Annotated in this window: 15 protein-coding genes; 3 read left to right on the top strand and 12 right to left on the bottom strand. The window is 73.4% G+C overall.

The window, feature by feature from the left end:
• Positions 1-96: 96 nt before the first annotated feature.
• The 3 genes from ACZ4UB_RS26420 (at position 97) to ACZ4UB_RS26410 (ending at position 3,283) form a co-directional block, all read left to right on the top strand.
• Positions 97-399 carry a PAAR domain-containing protein gene (locus ACZ4UB_RS26420; protein WP_468073750.1) on the top strand — a complete coding sequence of 101 codons (303 nt, stop codon included), beginning with the start codon at positions 97-99 and terminating at the stop codon, positions 397-399.
• Positions 400-439: 40 nt separating this feature from the next.
• Complete coding sequence (locus tag ACZ4UB_RS26415; RefSeq protein WP_468073748.1) at positions 440-1,630, top strand: hypothetical protein; 1,191 nt, start codon at positions 440-442, stop codon at positions 1,628-1,630.
• Positions 1,631-1,759: 129 nt separating this feature from the next.
• A complete protein-coding gene (locus ACZ4UB_RS26410; RefSeq protein ID WP_468073746.1) occupies positions 1,760-3,283 on the top strand; it encodes a hypothetical protein in 1,524 nt (507 codons plus the stop codon).
• Positions 3,284-3,332: 49 nt separating this feature from the next.
• Here ACZ4UB_RS26410 and ACZ4UB_RS26405 read toward each other — a convergent pair whose 3' ends face one another.
• The 12 genes from ACZ4UB_RS26405 to ACZ4UB_RS26350 all read right to left on the bottom strand — a co-directional run bounded on the left by ACZ4UB_RS26405 (position 3,333) and on the right by ACZ4UB_RS26350 (position 17,597).
• The gene (locus ACZ4UB_RS26405; protein WP_468073744.1) at positions 3,333-4,379 is read right to left on the bottom strand and encodes a lantibiotic dehydratase C-terminal domain-containing protein; all 1,047 of its coding nucleotides are present in this window, start codon (positions 4,377-4,379) and stop codon (positions 3,333-3,335) included.
• A 28-nt stretch (positions 4,380-4,407) separates the two neighbouring features.
• Entirely contained in the window at positions 4,408-7,452 is a 3,045-nt protein-coding gene (locus ACZ4UB_RS26400) for a lantibiotic dehydratase (RefSeq protein ID WP_468073742.1), read from the bottom strand.
• A gap of 54 nt (positions 7,453-7,506) precedes the next feature.
• Entirely contained in the window at positions 7,507-8,238 is a 732-nt protein-coding gene (locus ACZ4UB_RS26395; RefSeq protein WP_468073740.1) for a Pvc16 family protein, read from the bottom strand.
• A gap of 55 nt (positions 8,239-8,293) precedes the next feature.
• Entirely contained in the window at positions 8,294-9,607 is a 1,314-nt protein-coding gene (locus ACZ4UB_RS26390; protein WP_468073738.1) for a COG1470 family protein, read from the bottom strand.
• A complete protein-coding gene (locus tag ACZ4UB_RS26385) occupies positions 9,604-11,214 on the bottom strand; it encodes an NADase-type glycan-binding domain-containing protein (protein WP_468073736.1) in 1,611 nt (536 codons plus the stop codon). Before ACZ4UB_RS26385 ends, ACZ4UB_RS26390 begins: the two co-directional genes overlap by 4 nt.
• A 35-nt stretch (positions 11,215-11,249) precedes the next feature.
• A complete protein-coding gene (locus ACZ4UB_RS26380) occupies positions 11,250-11,897 on the bottom strand; it encodes a hypothetical protein (RefSeq protein ID WP_468073734.1) in 648 nt (215 codons plus the stop codon).
• Positions 11,898-11,923: 26 nt separating this feature from the next.
• On the bottom strand, positions 11,924-13,903 hold the full coding sequence (locus ACZ4UB_RS26375) for a putative baseplate assembly protein (protein WP_468073732.1): 1,980 nt from the start codon (positions 13,901-13,903) through the stop codon (positions 11,924-11,926).
• Positions 13,904-13,928: 25 nt separating this feature from the next.
• Positions 13,929-14,339, bottom strand: a complete 411-nt coding sequence (locus ACZ4UB_RS26370; protein ID WP_468073730.1) for a GPW/gp25 family protein — start codon at positions 14,337-14,339, stop codon at positions 13,929-13,931.
• A 185-nt stretch (positions 14,340-14,524) separates the two neighbouring features.
• A complete protein-coding gene (locus ACZ4UB_RS26365; protein ID WP_468073728.1) occupies positions 14,525-16,309 on the bottom strand; it encodes a VgrG-related protein in 1,785 nt (594 codons plus the stop codon).
• Positions 16,310-16,394: 85 nt separating this feature from the next.
• Complete coding sequence (locus tag ACZ4UB_RS26360) at positions 16,395-16,544, bottom strand: LysM peptidoglycan-binding domain-containing protein (RefSeq protein WP_468073726.1); 150 nt, start codon at positions 16,542-16,544, stop codon at positions 16,395-16,397.
• A gap of 71 nt (positions 16,545-16,615) precedes the next feature.
• A complete protein-coding gene (locus tag ACZ4UB_RS26355) occupies positions 16,616-17,122 on the bottom strand; it encodes a CIS tube protein (RefSeq protein ID WP_385776904.1) in 507 nt (168 codons plus the stop codon).
• A 10-nt stretch (positions 17,123-17,132) separates the two neighbouring features.
• Positions 17,133-17,597, bottom strand: a complete 465-nt coding sequence (locus tag ACZ4UB_RS26350; RefSeq protein WP_468073723.1) for a phage tail protein — start codon at positions 17,595-17,597, stop codon at positions 17,133-17,135.
• Positions 17,598-18,313: the final 716 nt, after the last annotated feature.

Genomic DNA, 18,313 nt, shown 5'->3' with positions numbered 1-18,313 from the left:
CCTTCGATGACAAACAGTCTCCTCCCGCCCGTCCGCCTTCCGCCTGACGCGCCGTACGGTCGCGATGGACGACCCCTTTTCAGAAGGAGGTGCCCCATGCCCCCCGCAGCCCGGGTGACCGACATGCACACCTGCCCCATGCAGACCCCCGCGGTCCCCCCCATCCCCCATGTCGGCGGCCCCATCCTGCCGCCGGGCAAGCCCACCGTCCTCATCGGGAATCTGCCCGCGGCCACCTTCGGCAACCAGTGCGTCTGCGCCGCCCCGGCGCCGGACATGATCCTCGCCGGCAGCTCCTCGGTGATGATCGGCGGTCTGCCGGCGGCGCGCATGGGGGATGCCACCGCCCATGGCGGAACCATCGCCGCGGGCCTGCCGACGGTGATGATCGGCGGCTGACCCCGGACCACGCCCGCACACCGAAGGAAACCGCCCCCGCATGACAGCGACGCCCAGCGGCACCACGTCCGTCCCCCTGTTCCGGGAGCGTGTCGAGGCCGTGGAGGAACGGCTTCGGCGCCTCTACATCCGCCACGAGACCGGCCTCCCGGCCGACGAGCCGCCTGAAGCAGACGAGGCGGACGACGAGGCGAATCTGACGTACGCGGCCGACAACGCCGACGAAGCGGACCACGCGGACCACGCGGACGGTGAGGACCGTCCGTACCGCCCGCGCCCGCCCGGCACCGGGGCCCGGTGGCCCGATGCCGGGCAGCTGGCCGAGCTCGACGCGCAGGGCGACCGGCTGGCCCGGCTGGTCCGCCGGTTCGGCCTGACCGAACGGGAGACGGACCTCCTGCTCACGTGCCTGCTCCCGGAACTCGACCCGGTCTGCGGTACCGCCTTCCGGTTCCTGAGCGGACGTCCCTCCTCCCGCCCCACCGTCTCGGTGGCCCTCTCCACCCACGGCATGACCGTGCACGATGCCATTGCCGCCGGTCTGCTGCGGCCCGGTTCGCCCCTGCTCGAAGCGGGCCTGCTGGTCTACGAGGACCCCGCCGAGGCCTTTCCGCACCGGCTGCTCCAGGTCCCGGGCCGGCTGGTCGACTTCCTCGTCGGCCGCGACGGCGGCCCCGAAGCGGGCGGCGCGTCCTGGCTGCGGGTACTACCCGCCCACCCCGAGACCGCCCACGGAGCCGACCCCGAGCACACCGCCGCCCTCTGCGACGCGCTGGCTACGGAACCCGACCGCACCCGATATCTGCGCCAGGGCATTCGGGGCGAGGCCCTCCCCGCCGCCCGGGAAGCCCTCGCCGCCCACGGTCTGGTGCCGCTGCTCCTCGACCCGGAAGCGTTCGCCGCCGCCGCCGTCGACACCGCGCCCTCGCGACTCGCCGAGCAGACCGCCCTGGAGGCCCGGCTGCTGGGGGCCGCCGTCCTGCTGCCCGTGCCCCCTCCCGGTACGGCCACCACCGAACGCACCGACATGCTGCGCCAGATCGCCTCGCACCCCGACGCGGCCCCGCTGCCCGTCGAGAGCGACCTGGCGGGCGGCAGCATCCGCGCCTGTGTGGAGAGCGCCGCCTTCGAAGCGGCGGCGGCGGGCCGCCCGGTGAACGACGAAGACCTCCTCGCGGGCATCGAGACGGAATACACGAAACTCGGCAGTCTCTTCGGCCGGGTGGGCTGAGCGTGAACCCCTCGGGCGGGGGCGCGAGGGGGCCGCCGGGTCCACGCATTCTTCGGGCAGCACCACCACGCCACCCCCACTGAACCTGAAGGAGCCGGGCCGTGCCCGACTCCCCCGGGAAGGAGAAGAATGCCTGGCAACGGAAGTTACGCCATCGTCGATCCCAAGCGGTTGAAAGGCGATCTGCAGAGCGGTAGGACACCGAAACCGACCTATCGCGCGGTCGAGTTCGACGCGTCCACCCCATCTGCCGGTCCTTCACCGTCTCCACAGGGTTCCCCCCAGGGGGCGTCTGCGCAGGGCATCGACGACCAGGCGGCCGTCAGGCTCCAGCAATGGGGCATCGGCATGAACGTGGCGTCCGTGCCCAGGGCCGTGCTCGATCAGTACGGTACGGCTCCTCCCCAGGTGGACCCGCACGTCGCCCTCGCGCACGGAGCCCTGCCCCATCAGGTGAGCGGCATGGTGAGCGGGATCATCGGCCTCCCGGCGGGGCCCGTCGCCATGGCCGGTGACATCGTCGAACTGCGCAAACGGTGGCGTGCGCGCCGTGAGGCGATCCGTACGCACGAGGAGACGACGGGCCTGGAATTCTCTCCGCAGAACCTGCCGATGACCTATGCGCAGACGTCACTGGGAGCGAAGTCGGCGTCTTTGGCCGAGCAGACGATCGGTACCGCCGCTTCGGGTGTCTCGGTGGCCAAGGGCGGCCTCACCCTGGCGGAGAACGCCGTGAACGGTTTCCACGTCCAGGCGTCGGCGCTCTCGGGGATGTCGTACTTCACCGGTCCGGTGGGTGTGGCCTTCGGCGCGTATCACGTGGGCAAGGGCGTGACCAGCCTGGTCCGCACGAGCGACGTGAAGTCGCGGCTACGGGCATGGCCCGGAATGCCCCCCTACGCGCATACGGCGGAGGGGAAGGAACTCGTCGAGCGGGTCGAGGAACTGAGCGCGCAGCGGAACACGCTCCTCAAGGAGGTGCTGGGGGCTCGTGACGCGAAGGAACTGGCCTGCGAACTGCACACGGTGTCCGCCCAACTCACGCAATCCCAAAGGGATCTGAAGGCGCATGTGGAGCCCTACCAAGAGCTCCGTGACCAGCTTGCGGGCATCCACGAGTACGCCATGGAGCAGCGCTCTCGGCGACAGGTCAAACGAGCCGCCCAGCTGGGCACCGATGGGCTGGGGACAGCCGGTGGCGCGATCGGCATCGCGGCCGTGGCCGGAGCCGCCGTCCCCGTCGCCGGATGGGCGGTCGCCGGAACCGTCGCGGCGGCATCGATCGGGACGGGGGCGTACAAGGTCTCCCGGTCCGTGTACAAGCGATACCAACGGGCCGGACGGGAGCCGGGCGATCTCAGCGCGAGCGCGAGGTTCTGGTGGGCCCTCGCCCTCTGGCGCCCGGTGGGTACGTCGACCCGGCAGGTGTTGGCCGCGCGGCTGTACGAACTGGCGATGGGACCTGAAGGTCCGGCCTCCCGAGCGGCTCAAGAACTCCTTCTAGCGCTCCAGTTGGGTCCCGAGGACTTCGCCGAGCACCGGCGTCTGGACGGAAGGGTCCGGCTGACGGAAGCAGAGTGGCGCGACTCCCTTCATGCCCCCGCGGAGAAGGAGGCATGGACCGGGGCCATCGAGAAGAAGCTGTCGACCTGATGACCCCGGGCCGGGGCGTCCCTGACGGCGCGACGGAACCCCGTGGCGTTCAAGGACGCCCCGGGCCGGCCAGGTCGTGCAGGGCCTGGGCCAGGAGGAGGCGGACGTAGGTTTCCTGCTGGACCCCGATGCCGACGCGATTGGCGAACTGCTGCGCGGCCCGGACCAGTACGTGGTGCGCCGCGACGGCCGCGTCCGGCGGGCGCCGGATGCCCGCCCACGCCGCGTCGGGGCAGTACGGGCTCGGGCCGGCGGGCGGGTACGTCCGCTCGGGGGCCAGCGCGGTGAGCCGGGCCGCCAGCGTCCGTACCGAATGGGACCAGGCGGCGGCCGGTCCGGTGCCGCGTGCGCAGTGCGCCCCTGGATGGGCGTCGTCGAGGACGGTCACCGCCCGGCCCCGTTCGCCCGCGGCCCACAGCCGGCTGGTCTGATCGCGCAGGCTCGCGCCCAACTCCCGGTAGGTGGCCTGGGCTTCGCCGGCTATCCGGCGCCGTTCCGAGGGCCGCGGCCGGGCCAGGATCACCTGCGGGTCCGTCAGCCGGGCGCACTCGGTGATGCTCAGACCCGACGCGGCGAGGGCCATCGTCAGGTGTCCCAGCGCCACGTTCATCCGGGCCTGCGGGGTGGGGGCCCCGGCGAGCAGGGCCAGCGCCAGGTTGCTCGACTGGGCGAAGTGCCGCTCTACGGCGGTCACCGCCTCGCCGGACCCGGACCAGTCGGGTTCCCGGACGTACGGCACCTCCTCGATGGTGTCCGGCGTCCGCACCGACCGGTCGCCGGCCCGCATGCCGTGCGTACGGGGGTACGCGGCGACGCGTGCGGCCGCGGGGTGCGCCGCCAGGTGCGCGGCGAGGCGCCCCTCGGCGGCGCGTCGCACCGCGCCGATCTGCACGGGCTGGGCGGGCAACAGCCGCAGCCGCAGGTGGGGTCCGCCCTCCCCGGAGCGCAGGAAGAACCAGCCGCGCAACAGCCCGGCGTCCTCCAGCCCGCGCACCAGCGGGGTCACGGCCCGGGCCAGCAGCAGGTCCTGGTCGCCCCGGTGGTGGACGTGCAGGCTCACCCAGTCGTCGGCGGAAGCCCAACCACGGCTCGGCAACCGCCCCTTGTGGGGGGAGTGTCCCCTGCTAGTCACATCGCACCTCCGGTCCGTTGATCTCCAGGGCGTACTCGGTCACCCCGGTCTTCCGCTCCGGGCCGGGCAGTGCCTCCTGGAGCACGAGGACCGCGTCCGCGGCCCCGGGCCCGCGCGGCAGGGAGCGGGTGAACGCGGCCAGCAACGGGTGCACGGCCACGTCGACGTACAGCGGGAGCGGGCCCGGCCGCTCCGCGGCGCCCGGGCCCGACTCCACCCGGGCGAAGAACTCCCGCGGCAGCCCGTGCCCGTCCAACCAGGCGGCGAGCCGCACCAGGTAGGCGTGCTCCGGCTCGGCCGGCCGGGGCACCGGGAACAGTCGGACGGGCAGTCGCCAGGCGGCCCGGCGCAGGGTCAGCAGGCCCAGCTCCAGGCGCGGCCGCAGCCGCACCGCACCGTCCGGGGGGACCGGGCCCGGTACGTCCCAGGGCAGCCGGTCCGGCGCCGCGTGCACCCCGAAGCCGCGGACCAGGAAGCGCAGCGCGGGGGGCAGCAGCGGCAGCGCCATGCTGCCCAGGTGCAGCGGGACCACGACCGCGTCCAGCCGCGCCGAACGCAGCTCCGGCAGCCCGGTGGTCGGGTCGAGGGCCACCCGCAGGTCGGCGAGCTGGACCCGCTGCTCCGGCGTGCGGTCGGGGTCGGTGGTGGTGAAGGGGTAGTCGATGCGGTGGTCCACGCCGGCGGCGCGCAGGTTGAGGTTCGAGCCGAAGGCCCCGTCGGTCTCCGCGTAGATCCGGCCCGGCGCGGTGGCGGCGTACCGGGGCCGGGGCGCGCCGGCCGGGTCGGCGCCCCGGCGGCTCGCGTCCTGGTCGCGCAGCCGGTCGTACCGGGCCCGGCCCGCGCCGAATCCGGTGCCGAGGCCCGCGAGGACGGCCCGCTGCGGACCGTCGTCCGGACCGTCCGCCGGCCCGGCGCCGTCGTCCAGCGGCTGTACGAAGCAGGTCAGCGACTCCGGCGCGCGGACGTGGGCGGGCAGCGCGTCCAGCAGTGCGTGGAGCTGGTCCGCCTCGACCCGGACGGCGCCGTACGGCCCGCCCTCCTCCCGTGGTCCGTCGCCCAGCAGGTCCAGGGCGCGGGCGCGCAGCGCGGCGAGCGCGCGCAGCGGGCCGAGCGCGCTGGCCGCGAGCGCGCCGTCGTCCGCCGCGCCCGGCCCCGCGAGCAGGGCGTGCAGCTCGGCGGCGCCGATCCGGCCGGGCGCCGGGGCGTGCATGGCCTGCGCGGACTGTTGGACGTAGCGGTAGAACGACAGCAGCGGGAGCCCGTCGGGGAAGCGGTCGCGCAGCACCGAGGCCAGCGCCAGCTTGAGCGGCAGGTCGGCGTCGAAGAGCCCGGCGAGGCGGCGCACGGTCTGGAGGTCCGCGCAGACCGGTGCCCACCGCTCCCAGGACTGTCCCACGGCGGCGTCCGACAGGAGGTTCTCGTGGAAGGGGGTGCGCGCGGCCGCCCGCGTCCGGGTCCGGGCCCGCACCCGGGCGGGGACCCGGGCGCGGGCACCGGGGGCGGGCGTCAGCGCGGGCGCGCGCAGCGCGGTCCGTGCGTCGGCCCGGGCCACGGCCCGCTCGCCGGGGCCGTCACTCTCCTCGTACGCCCGCAGCAGCCGCCGCAGTTCGCGCAGCGGAGCCGCGACGCTCCGGGTGCCGGGGGCGGGGGCGGTGCCGGGCGGGAGGGCCGGGGCAATGGACTGCGACGGCTCGACCCAGGCCAGGAGTTCGCCCAGCGGGTCCCGGGCCTGGTCGGCGAAGGGCAGGCACAGCTCCAGCAGGCCGACGCCGGCCAGGGCGTCGACGAGCGCGTCGGCCTGTCGCGGGGTGCGCCCGCCCAGGGCGAGGAGATCGGCGCGCAGCCCGCCCAAGGTGGCCCCGCCGGGGGCCTCGCGGACCAGCCGCAGACAGGTCCGTACGGCATCGTCCGCGGGGGTGCGGGCGACGGGCTCACCGGACTGCGCGCCGAGGAACCACAGGTGCCCCTCCTCCTCGACGGCGCTCGGGTTGACCCGTACGGCGAGGCGTCGGGCCAGCTCGGGGCGGGTGGCGAGCTGCCAGGCGAGCTGCTGGAGCATCCAGGCACTGGGTTCCACGACACCGCGGGGTACGTCCTCGGGCGCGCGGTCGGCTCCGGCGTGATCCCCGCGGTCATCCGGGCCGACGGGTACGGGGTCACCGACGGGCAGGGGGCTGATGGCGAGGGGGCCGACCGCTCGCACGGCCCGGTCGACGGCTCGTTCGTCGGCCCGGTCGACGGCCCCGTCGTCGGCCCCGTCGTCGGCCGGGTGCGGGCCGTGCCGGAAGGAGCCGTCGGCGGTCACGGTGAAGGTCGCGTACCGACTGGGCCGGGTGGCGGCCCGGGCCACCTGCCGGGCCAGCAGCCGCAGTACGGAGTCCGAGGGCTGCGCGGCCGGGTCCTGGAGCCAGCGCTCCAGCTGGGCGAAGACCTCGGGGCTGCCCTGCACCAGGCCGCGCCGGAAGGTGCAGCCGCCGACGGCGGCGCGCAGCGCGGCCGTGGTGGCGGGGGTCTCGGCGGCGTGGATCCCGGCGAGTTCGGCGGCGCAGAGCCGGTAGCGCTCCAGCTCGCCGAGCCAACGCTCGACGCGTTCGCACACCTCGTCGGGGAACGCGTCCCACACCTGCTGCGCCCACACCCAGTCGGCGGGCGGCACCAGAGCGGCGAGGGCCGAGCGGACGGCCGCGACGGCGGGCCGCAGCCCGACGATCGCGGTCGCGGTCGCGGTCGCAGCGGTCGGGCCGACGGTCGAACCCGCACGGGCGGACGGGCCCGTGCGGGCGCGGCTCGTCGGCCGGGCCAGCAGCGCGGAGAGTCGCTGCCCCTCCTCGGTCAGCCAGCGGTGCGCCGGCACGAGGGAGTCGACGGCCGCCCAGGTACGGGTCGCGCGCAGCGCGGCCAGTTCCTCGGCCGGCACCCCGGCGGTCCGCACCACGAACGTCGGCGCGACCCAGAGTCCCGGATCTCCTCCCGGCCCGTTGCCCGGCGTCGCCGCCGGTCCGGTGAACCGTCGCGCCGCCCCGCCGAACTGCCGCACTGTCCTGCCCGCCTCGCCTGTGGTCCGAGAATCCCGAAGGTGCCGGGATTCAATCTAGGCGCCGGATTCCTCCTGGTGCGGGGCAGAAGATGACGGTGTGTATCCGCTGGAGGACTTCACGCCGAGCTCCTCCACGTTGCGCCGCGGCCGGGCCGTCCCGCGGGGCCGGGGCGCGCGGGGACGCGGCTGCGGCGGCACGATCGGCGGGTCGAGCGTGGCGGCCCGCAGGCCGAACTCCCGGATCGGTTCGGTGGTCACCTTCGTGCCCGGCGGGCTGACGGGCACGGTCACCAGCAGGTCCAGGACCGGCCGGGCCGGGGTGCCCAGACCCGACCAGAGCTTCGACGCGGGGGATTCGGCCCCCTCGGGGACTTCGCGCAGGTGGAGCGTCGGCCGGTCCACCAGGGAGGTGCCGCCGTACGGGGACGGGGCGGGGGTCAGCTGCTCGGTGGCGACGCACCACTCCAGCAGGGTGCCCAGGAGCCGGTGCTCGTCGCGCGGGCTGTGGCCCCACACGGTCATGGCGTACCCGAGCCGGAAGGACCGGGGCGGCTTGCTGCGGCCGATGACGACGCCGTTCTCGTCGATGACGTTGGTGTCGCCCGCCTGCCGCCTGGCCATGTCCTCCTCGATGGTGTGGAGGAAGAGGTTCAGGCACAGCCCAGAGCGCCGGGCCGCCCAGTCGGAGTTGGGCGTCTCGAAGGCGATCTCCGCGTTCACCCCGCGCAGCGGGCCCGCGCGCAGCTCGCGCTCCAGGGTGTCGTCTACGTGCTGCACGATGCTCATGGGACGGTCGGCTCCTCGATGGGTGGGGTGGGGGTGGGGCGCAGGGGGCGACCGGTCACGACGGCGGCTTGATCTCTACGGCGTCGGGGCCCTTCAGCGGGATCAGCTCGCCGTCGATCACCGCGGTGGCGTCGCAGGTGGTCGGGCCGACGGAGGGCGACGGTCCGGGGCTGGGGGACGGGCTGCCGGCCTGGGGGACGTCACAGACCAACCGAAGGGTGACCTTCTCCTTCTCCTTCGGCGACAGCGTCTCCGGAATGGGGACGTCCTTGGGATTGGTCACGGGCCCGCTGCTCAGCTGGGAGCCCTTGACCAGCACGAAGAGGGTGCCCGTCCCGCTGCCGGTCAGCTGCACGGCCTTGAAGGAGAGGCGGTAGCCGTCGGGCACGACGTAGCTGTCCTCCAGCTTGCCGCCGGGCCGACTGCTGACCACGAGCGAGGCGTTGGCCGGCTTCTTCTTCAGGGCCCCCGCGCCCTCCTTGTCCTTCTTGTCCTGCTCGGCCTTCTGCTCCGCCTTCTCCTCCTCCTGCTTCTTCGCGTCCTCCTCCTTCTTCTGCTCCTGTTGGACCGCCTCCATCTGGGTGGGGCCCTTGGCGGACTCGGTCGCGACCTTCGGCTTCTTGCCGCCCACCGGCGAGAGCCACAGCACCGCGAAGGCGACCAGCGCGGTCACCACCGCGATCAGCGCCTTGAGCACCGGCTTGGGCAGCAGCGGGCGCTGCCGGTGGGTGAAGGAGGCGGAGCCGTCCTCGGCGTGTTCCTGCTCGATGTGGATCACGATCGGCCAGTTGGCGGCCGTCCCGGTGAACATCGGGTTCCGCACCCGCGTCATCAGGGCCACCCGGGCCTGCTCCCCCGGCTTCAGCACCAGCCGGGAGCGGCGCAGCGACACGGCCAGCGGAGCTTCCTTGGACTCCGGCGCGACGCGCAGCCGCACCGTCGCCGTCGCGTTGCCGGTGTTCTCCACCAGGACCAGGTTGCTGCTCCACAACGCCCCGGCGACCCGCGGCCGGTCCGCCTCGACCTCGGCGTCGTGGAACTCGCCGACCTGGATGTCCGCTTCGGGGACCGCCACCGCGTCCGGGTCCTCCACCGAGGCCACGCGGACGGCGAAGGTGAGCGGGCCGGGGGCCAGCTCGCTGTCCCGGGGCAGCGAGATCGGGATGTTGATCTTCTCGTGGTTGCCGGGGTACACCGGCAGCTGCCCGAGATCGGGCTCGGCGTCCGGCCACCACGCGGGCGGTCCGACCAGCCGCAGCTGGTACGCGTCCACGATCCGGCTCTCGTTCCACACCCGCAGGTGCGCGGTGAGGGCCTCCCCCGGGATGATGACGGCGTCGGGGACGGTGAGTTCGGCGCGCAGGCTCATGTCGCCTGCCTGCTGAAGAACTGGATCTCGGCCATGGCGACCGGCATGTTCGGCTTCAGCCCCGGGTTCACGGCCTCGATCTTCACCTGGACCGCCACCACGTTGTCGATGCCCAGGTCGAAGCGCTGGGGACCGGGCTGGCCGCCGAGCGTGATCTCCTTCTCCACCAGACCCTGGTCCGTGGTGGTCGCCGTCACCGTGATCTTGGTGGGGCGCCCGGTCTGCCAGAACTGTCCCGGGCTCTTGGACGCGCCGTTGATGATGAGCAGGGACGTCAGCCGGAAGGGTGCGTTGAAGTCGGCGGTCCAGTACTGCCCCACCGCCTTCTGGCCGGTGCCCTTCGGCGCCCACGCCTTGTTGTCCACGCCGTCAGCGGCCAGGTTCGCCTCGAAGCCCTTGGCGGCGCTCGACGCGGACACCTTGTCCGGCGGCACCTGGTACTGCGACAGGAAGCGGTCCTTGACCAGCGGCACGGCCCGCTGCGCGGAGGCCGCCGCACTGCCCACCGACATGCCCGCCGCCATGCACACCGGCAGGGCCACGGCCACCACGCCCCAACGCCGGTCCCAGTGCCACACGTCCGGGCGCTCCAGGTAGTCCTGCTTGATCCGCTGCCAGCGGGTGGGCTCCGGCGGCTCGGGCTCGGGCCGCAGCAGCGCCCCGCAGGGGTGGCAGTACGAACGGTTCTCCGCGTTGGGCTGCCGGCACTCGGGGCAGAGCAGCAGGTGCGGGATGCCGGCGGCGGGGGTCGCGGCGTCGCCGGGGGCGGTCGGGGGCGGGTCGGGCAGGGCGGTGCGCAGCACCACCTGGCCGCTGATCACCTGGGTCCGCTCGGCGGCGGACTCGGCCGCGGGGGTGACGTACCCGACCGGGGCCGCCGCGTACCCGACCGGCGCGGCCGCGTACCCGACGGGCGCGGCGCCCGAAGCGGCCGCCGCGGTGAACTCCGACGGGTTGCGGGCGGCTTGGGGCCGGGCCGGCTGCGGGCGGGCGGTCGGCGGCGCGGGCGCGGTGGGCGCCTGCGCGAACAGCGGGTCGGGGCGGAACAGCTCCCCGGTGAGGTCGGTGGCCCGGCCGGCGCGGTTCTCGCGCAGCCCTTGCGGCCAGCCGCCCTGCCCGGTCGGCGCGGGCTGGTACGGGGCCTGGGGTCCGGTCCCCGCCCCGGGCCCGGTCCCGTAAGCGTTCGCGTTCGTGTCCCAGGGCGTGGCCGCGGGCGCGGGCATGGGCCCGGGCGCGGGCATCTGGGTCGGCACCGGTATCGGCACCGACGCGGGTATGGGCGCGGCGGTCGGTACGGCGGACGCCTGTCCGGCTCCCCCGGCGAGGTATCCGGGGCCGGCTCCGGGCGCGGCCGCGTGGGACGGGCCGGTCCGGGGCGGGACCGGGCCGGCCTTCGGGCCGGTCTCCGTCTGCGGACCCCGGTGCGAGCCCCGCCCGGGACCGGCACCCGCACCGGCGGCCGGCGGCTCCGGAGCGGGGCTCGGGTCCACCACCCGGTTGCTCCCGGTGACGTCCCACCCCATGTACGCCCCGCAGGACACGCAGAACATCTCGCCCGGGTAGGCGACGACCCCGCAGCCGGGGCAGACGTCCTGTTCGGTCTGCACGTGCCACCCGCGCCGACCCGACTGGGCCGCCCCCATCAGTACGAGCCCCCTGCCGCGCCCCGCACCAGCAGCGGGTCCTCGTCGTCCTCGACCACGACGTCGGCCGTGACGTGCGCCGGGATCCACTCCCGGACCAGCTCCGCCACGTCCTCGGCGACCCCGGGCCGGTCCAGCGAGGTCCCGTACGGCAGCAGCACGCGCAGTCGCGCACGGGCCGTGCCCGGTACCGGGATCGACGGGTCGTCGGGCCCGGCGGCGCAGTGCGTGCCGCCCGATTCCGTCAGCTCCAGCCGCCCGCCCAGCACGTAGCGCACCAGCAGGTCGAGGCCGGCCCCGGTGCCGCGCAGCCCGTGCAACCGGTGGCCCAGCAGCAGCGCGTTGCGCCGCCCCTGCGAGCCCACGCAGGCGGGCAGGGCGGTCAGGCTCCAGTCCAGCATCCAGGTCACGAAGGTGTCGGGTGCGGTGCGCGGGTCGAAGTACGCGTCCAGGCAGTCCAGCGCGGTGATCAGCGGTGCGAGCGCGTCGTCGAACCCGGCCAGGTACCGGTCGGCGAAGTCGCCCTGCCGGTAGCTCTCCGGCAGGATCGCCCGCAGCGACCTGCTGCCGTGCACCAGCGGCGGCACCTCGGCGACGGCCTGTGTGACCGCCGGGTGCAGTGGTGCCCCTGAGGGCAGTCTCTCCATGGGTTCAGTCCCCTCCCTTGCTTCGGCTAGCGGGCGTTCTTCACGGCGACCTGGTGGCGGAAGGAGAGGAAGAGCGTCGCGGGGCCGATCTCGATCCGGTCGGACGCGGGCATCCGCTCGCCCGTGCCGATGTCGGCGGGGTACATCTCCAGCTTCACCACCGACTCGACGTCCTCGCAGCGCGCGGCCACCGCGTACAGGTCGCTCAGCCGCAGCGCGCGGCCCAGCGGCCAGCCCGACCGGCTGCCCGCGCCGGCGGCGTTGCCGTCGGAGTCCGCGGCGGCGGGCAGGGGGCTCAGGCACTCGTAGAGCGAGCGCAGTACCCGCTCCTTGACCTCGGCCCGGTCCGCGCCCTTGGCCGCCTCCACCTCGGCGACGACCGTCACGCCCTGGTAGGCGGGCCCGCTGACGGACACGAGCACGCCCAGCGGCCGGGCCGCCTCCACGGCGCGCGCGGCGGCGGCCAACATCTGCTCGGAGGGCACCAGCTCGCGCCAGCTGTCCTCCTCGCGCACGTCCCGTACCCGGGGAACGAGCAACACCCGTACGAGGCCCGCGCGTTCGGAGCCCTCCGGCTCGGCCACGCACTCGACGCGGCCCGCGTCCCGACAGGCCGCCTTCGCGATCGCCTCGTAGTCCTTCGCGGTCACGGCCCGGTCCTGGGTGCGCAGCCAGTGTCCGGCGCGCTGCTTGAGGCCCTCCACCGATTCCACGTCCACCCCGCCGGTCGCGGGGATCCGGTTCTCCACCCGGGACACCAGCGAGACCGGCGTGCGCAGCACGGTCAGCGTGGACGCCGCCACGTTGCCGCTGCGGCCGCCGCCGCGCCGGTAGCCGCCCGCGGTGATCCGGGCGCCGATCTCGGGCACGGCGCCGTACTGGCGGACCGTGCCGTCCGGCTGGCGCACGGCCGGACCGAAGCGGACGGTGCCGCTCACCTCGTCGACGGTGACGTGCCGGTCGCGCGGCCCGGACTCGGCGAACGAGGGCACCGCCTTCCACACCCGTCGGCCCGCGGCGGTCTCCACCGCCACCGCGCGCAGCGAACCGGCGACCACCGGAGTGCGGTGCACGGTGAAGGACTGCCCGGGGGTGCCGTCGGAGACGCCCAGTTCGTCGCGCGGGACGCCCTCGCCCTCCACCGCACCGGTCGTCCCGCCCACGGTGTAGGCCTCCAGGGCCGACACCTTCGGGGAGGAGGAGTACGGCGGTTGGCCCGGGGCCGCGTCGACGATCCGGCAGCGCAGCCAGCCGGCCTTGCGGCGCCCGAGGAGCGAGGCGGTGTGTCCGTCGGGCAGGTGCAGCACGATGTCACCCGGCCGGTTGAGACCGCCGGTGCCGTCGCTCTCCACCTCACAGGGCACCCAGCCCTCCCCGCACCACGCCTCCCACACCCGCGGGGGGCGCCGCGGGTCCACGCCGACGCCGTCCATCCGGCAGTCCACGCGCAGCGTCACGGTGCAGCGCGGGGCCGCGTTGTCCAGGCCCACGAGCAGGGCGTCGCCCGGGACGGGCGGGGTGGAGAAGCAGGTGACGGGCTCCCCCGACAGGAACCGCTCGGTCACCAGCTCGGGCGGCTGCCCGGCCCCCGCGGACCCGATGTGGGTCAGGGCGGTGGGGACGATCGTGAGCTCCCGGTCCGCGGTGAACACCCGCGCGGGGGTGCTGCCGGTCCGTACGCTCGCCACCTCCGTCCCGGCCTCGATGACGACCGCCGCCGGCTGCGGTGCGGAAAGGGTGAACGTCACCTCTGTCGTGGCTGCTTGAGGGGCCGTCAGTTGCATGCCGAGCAGGTCGAGGAAGCCGAGTTGGACCTTGTCGGGTATCCGGTTGACCCGGTACGAGAGCTGGTCGACCATCTGCGCGAAGGCCTCGACCAGCGCCACACCGGGGTCGGACACGTTGTGGTCGGTCCACTCGGGGCAGCGGCGCTGGATGAAGCGCATCGCGTCGTCGACGAGGTCCTCGAAGCGGCGGTCGTCGAGATGGGGGCTAGGCAGAGACATCGCTGTCCCTCCTCTGTGGCTCGGTCTACTGACCCGCGGTGTCGCGAGTGGGAATCAGATAGAAGGGGTGGACCAGGTTGTGGGGGTTGTTCGTCCCGGAGAGGTGGTAGGTGATGTGGATCTCGACCACTTCCTGCTGGTGCGCGATCCGCACCACGGACACGTCGTCCACGACGATCCGCGGCTCCCACCGCTCCAGTGCCCTGCTCACCTCTTGCGCGAGCGCGGCGCAAGTGGAGGAGTTGAACGAGGCGAAGACGTAGTCGCGGACCGCACAGCCGAACTCCGGTCGCATGGGCCGCTCGCCCGGCTCGGTGTTCAGGATCAGCCGGATGGACTGCTCGACGTCCGTGGGGCCGGCCGCCACGGCGATCCCGCCGGAGGGGCTCACGCCCAGGGGGAAGGACCAGCCGCGGCCGAGGAAGAGATTGGTCACGGCTCAGCCACCGGCCTTCGGGCCGGAGACGGGCGACGACTCGGGGTCGCCCGTGCGGACTTCTGCGGACACGGAGTCTTCTCCCTTCGGAAAACGGAACAGGGACGGGTGCCGGGGCCGGCGGCGCCCGGACGCGCGGGCGGGCGGGGACGCGGGCCCGGCGGGGTGCGGAGTCGCGCCGGACATCAGTTGATCTTGACCATCGGGGCCTTGAGCTCCGCCATGAGGGAACCCTTGAGCTCGACGTTGGTGCCTTGCACCTTGAGCAGCGATTTCGAGCTCATGTCGACGTTCGCCGCCTGGATCGAAAGCTTTCCCTTGGCGTCGATGTCCACCGCGTTGCCAGACAGCTTGAGCGGCCCCGTACCGGCGTCCACGGACACCCCCTTGGCCCCCTTGATCTCGACCTTCCCCTTGCTGTCGACCGAGATGACGGTCTTGCTCGCGTCGAGCTGGATCTTCAGGTCGCCCCCGTCGCCGGTGATCAGGGTGGCTCCCATGCCGCGGCCGTTCTTGTCGATGAGCTCCAGCCGGTGGCCGTCCTTCGACGCGAAGGTCCGGATGTTCGTCTGTCCCTTGCCGCCCCGACCGCCGTCGACGAGCGGCACCGTGTGGTCGACCTCGTCGATCGGGTCGTCAACGGCGCCGACCACGAGAGGGCTGTCCAGGCAGCCCTGCTCGAAGACGACCGCGACCACGTCGCCCACTTCCGGCAGGACCACGCCGTGGCCGAGGCTGCCGCTCAACTGCACGGTCTCGGCCCAGGTGGTCTCGTACGTCTCGTCCAGGCAATCCAGCTTCACGCGCACCCGGCCGCGCTTCTTCGGATCGTTGATGTCGACGACCTTGCCCCGCACGAACCCCGGGATGCGACGCAGCCCCTCCTCCGCGTTGCCGGGCTGTCCGACCACCAAACGGTCGGTGTCCTCGTCAACGGTCAACTCGGTCCGGTAGCCCTGGACCGGGTGGAAGTGGTGGCGCACCTTGGTCACGGTGAACTGCCCCTCGAACTGCTTGCCGAGGCCCTTCAACTTCACTGCGGAGCGCAGCCGCAGCTTGGGCTCCCCCCGGGTCACGGCGTGCAGCCGCATCAGACCCGCCCCCACCTCTTCGGCCATGCTCTCGGCCACGGCGGCGGCCTCTCCGCGCGTCGCGCGGGGCAGGCCCGTCAGCACCATGGGCGCGTAGTGGGCGGCGGAATCCTTGGCCTGCCGCCCCCACGCCCCGGGCCCGGAGGGCTTCTGCTCGGACGTGACCGGCTCCTTCTTCTCCCGGTCCCAGCCGCGCACCTCCACCTTCGGGACCTGGTGGGCCAGCGACGCGGCCGTCTGCACGCTGATCAGGTTGTCCCCGAACTGGAGGACCGCAGCCGCACCACCTCCGGCCGGCACCCGCTTCTTGAAGTGCAGCTTCCCCGCGCGGACGTACAGATCGCGTCCGTTCTCCCGGGCCAGGTGGCCGAGGAAGTCCCAGTCGCACATGCCGGGCTGGCTGAGGTACTCGTACGGGAACGAGGTGTCCTCGACCTCCAGCGCGTTCACCCCGGCCCGCCTGGCGACCGCTTTGACGATCTCGCCCGCCGTCCTGCCCTCGTAGGCGGCCGTCCGTCGGCCCAGCCGCAGCCGGTGGGAGAGGTCCCGCGCCCGGATCACGGTCAGCAGGCCCCCGGTGTGCCCGGCCGGGCCCGAGGTGTCGGCGGAGGCCCTGGCCTCGCACTCGGTGACCTCGCCGTCGAAGAGGGGCACGGGACCCGAAGCCGCGATCGCGACCACTTCGATCCGGCTGCCCAGCTCGATGCCGGACTCCTTGAACAGCGACGCGTTGCGCGGGTCGCGGAAGCCGATCTCGGCCTTCGCCGAGGTGCGCCCGTCCTCCTCCACGGAGACCCATGCCAGGGTGTTGGCGATCTCGGGCAGGATGGACGCGTTGTCCACCATGATGTCCAGCCCGGCGGTGTGACGCCCGGTCATGTGCCTGTCCTTACGTGTGGGGAGTGACGGATACGGGAGTGGCGGATGCGCGGGGCGCGCACTGCGCTCGGGACGCGCCGCGGCCTCAGTACTCGGCGGGGCCCGGCAGCAGGAGAGTGCGCCCCGGCCGCAGCTTGGACGGATCGTCGATCCCGTTCAGTTCGGCGATGCGCCGCCAGTCGGCGGCGCGGCCGCTGTGCCGCGCGGCGATCGACTGCAAGGAGTCGCCGCGCACCACCACACAGACTCGCCGAGCCGAGGGCGATCCCGGCGCCCTCGTGAACTGTGGATCCGTCAGATGTCCCGTCATACGCCGACCTCCTCCATGACGAGCTCGCACTGCGCCCGCAGGACACGGCCGTCCTCGGAAAATCGGGTGTACTGCACCGAAACCTTCTTCAGGACCATCCAGAACGTGACCGACGAGACCTCTCCCCAGCCGAGCTCGAGCCAGGGCGGTGAGGACTCGTTGGCATCCAACGCAGCCCGGTTGGGCTCGCACCATGCGAGGAGGGTCTTGATCTCCTGGTCGACGACGGCGGAGTTCGTGGGGCCCTCTTCTTTGGCCCGCCTGTTGGCAGGCTCCTCCAACACCACCGGCATCGTCAGGACCTTCGGCTGGCTGCCGAGGAACTCCGGCACGGAGGCGTGCGGCGCCAGCCGGGCGGAGTGCCGCGCCCACTGGGTCTCCTTGACCAGAGTCAGGTGCGTGGGGTTGTAACGGAACGTCAGACGGTCCAGCTCATCCTTCTTGCCGGGCTTCTCCAGCTTCCCGATGGGCGGTTTGTACGCGGTCAGAACGGCCTTCTCCATCGTGTCCTCCTCAGTCGGTCTTCGGCTTCTTCGGCACGAACTTGAAGCCGCGGTGGACGAATTCGATCTCTTCGCTGGCTATGAGGATGCTGTCCGTGCTCAGCGTCGGTCCCCGCCAGGCGACCGGTACGAGGTCGTAGAACTCGATCACGAACATCGGAGAATTCGGGTCTTTGGAGTAGACGGAGACCTGACCCGTGCGAGGTGTGGGGTTCTTCATGTTGTCGATGACCCACTGGCACATGGCCGGTGTGTCCTCACCGCTCGGGCGGGAGAGCACGAGGGGCTTGTACTTCATGCGAGTGGGCAGATAGTGCGAGGACTCGTTGTCGCCACCCGCATGGAGTTCATCGCCCTCCATCCACAAGGAGAGGCCATCGAGCCCGGTGAACCGCCAGACGGGGTCCTCGGTCTTCGCGTCCGGGAACGTCAGGGCGAAACTTCCGGACGACGCGACCTCTAGAGTGCCTGCCACTACTTTGCCTCCTCGTTGAAATCGGTGATGCCTGGCGGAATGCCCCATACGACGGACGACGCAGCCTGCACGGGCGCCGGGGTCTCTCCCGCCGATCCGCCGCCGGCCCCGTACGAGGGTTCCTGCGCCACCGGTGGTGCGATCGGTCGGAAGACGGCCTGCCCGCCGGTCGATCGCGGCCGCCACGACGAGCACGGTCCGGAGATCGGCTCGAACACGGCCCGCCCGTCGGCGGATCGGGACGGCGGTCGTGGCGGTGGGGCGCCCCGCGTGCCGGTGACCGGCCGGACCGGGGTCCTGTCAGGGGCCTCCGTGAGCGGATCTCGGGCCGAGCCCCGGTGCATGGCCGGCCTCGTGACAGGGGCCGATCTCGTCGCTGCTTCGGGGGCCGCCATCGCTCCCGGAAGCAGCCGGGGAGGCTCGGGAAGCCCCGCAGGGTCGAAGGGCGCGAGGGCCCACGAGTGAGGCAGGGCTTCGCCTGTCGCCGGCGGGAACCGGAGGCGGGCGGAGGGGGCCGGGGCCACCCGGAACGCTGCGGGTGCGGCGCCCGTCACCGGAACGGGCGTCCCGGTGGGGTGCCCCGGAAGGTCCTGCCGGAGCACATACGCGGGCACAGTGGTCGTACCGGTGGGCCGGTGGGCACGGAAGCCGTGGGTGGCGGTGCGGGTCGAGGTCGGGGCGCTCGTCGCGGCGAAGCGGAGCGGGACCGCCTCGGA

The organism is Streptomyces sp. NPDC028419 (assembly GCF_055565515.1).
This window is presented reverse-complemented; position numbering and strand designations above follow the sequence as displayed.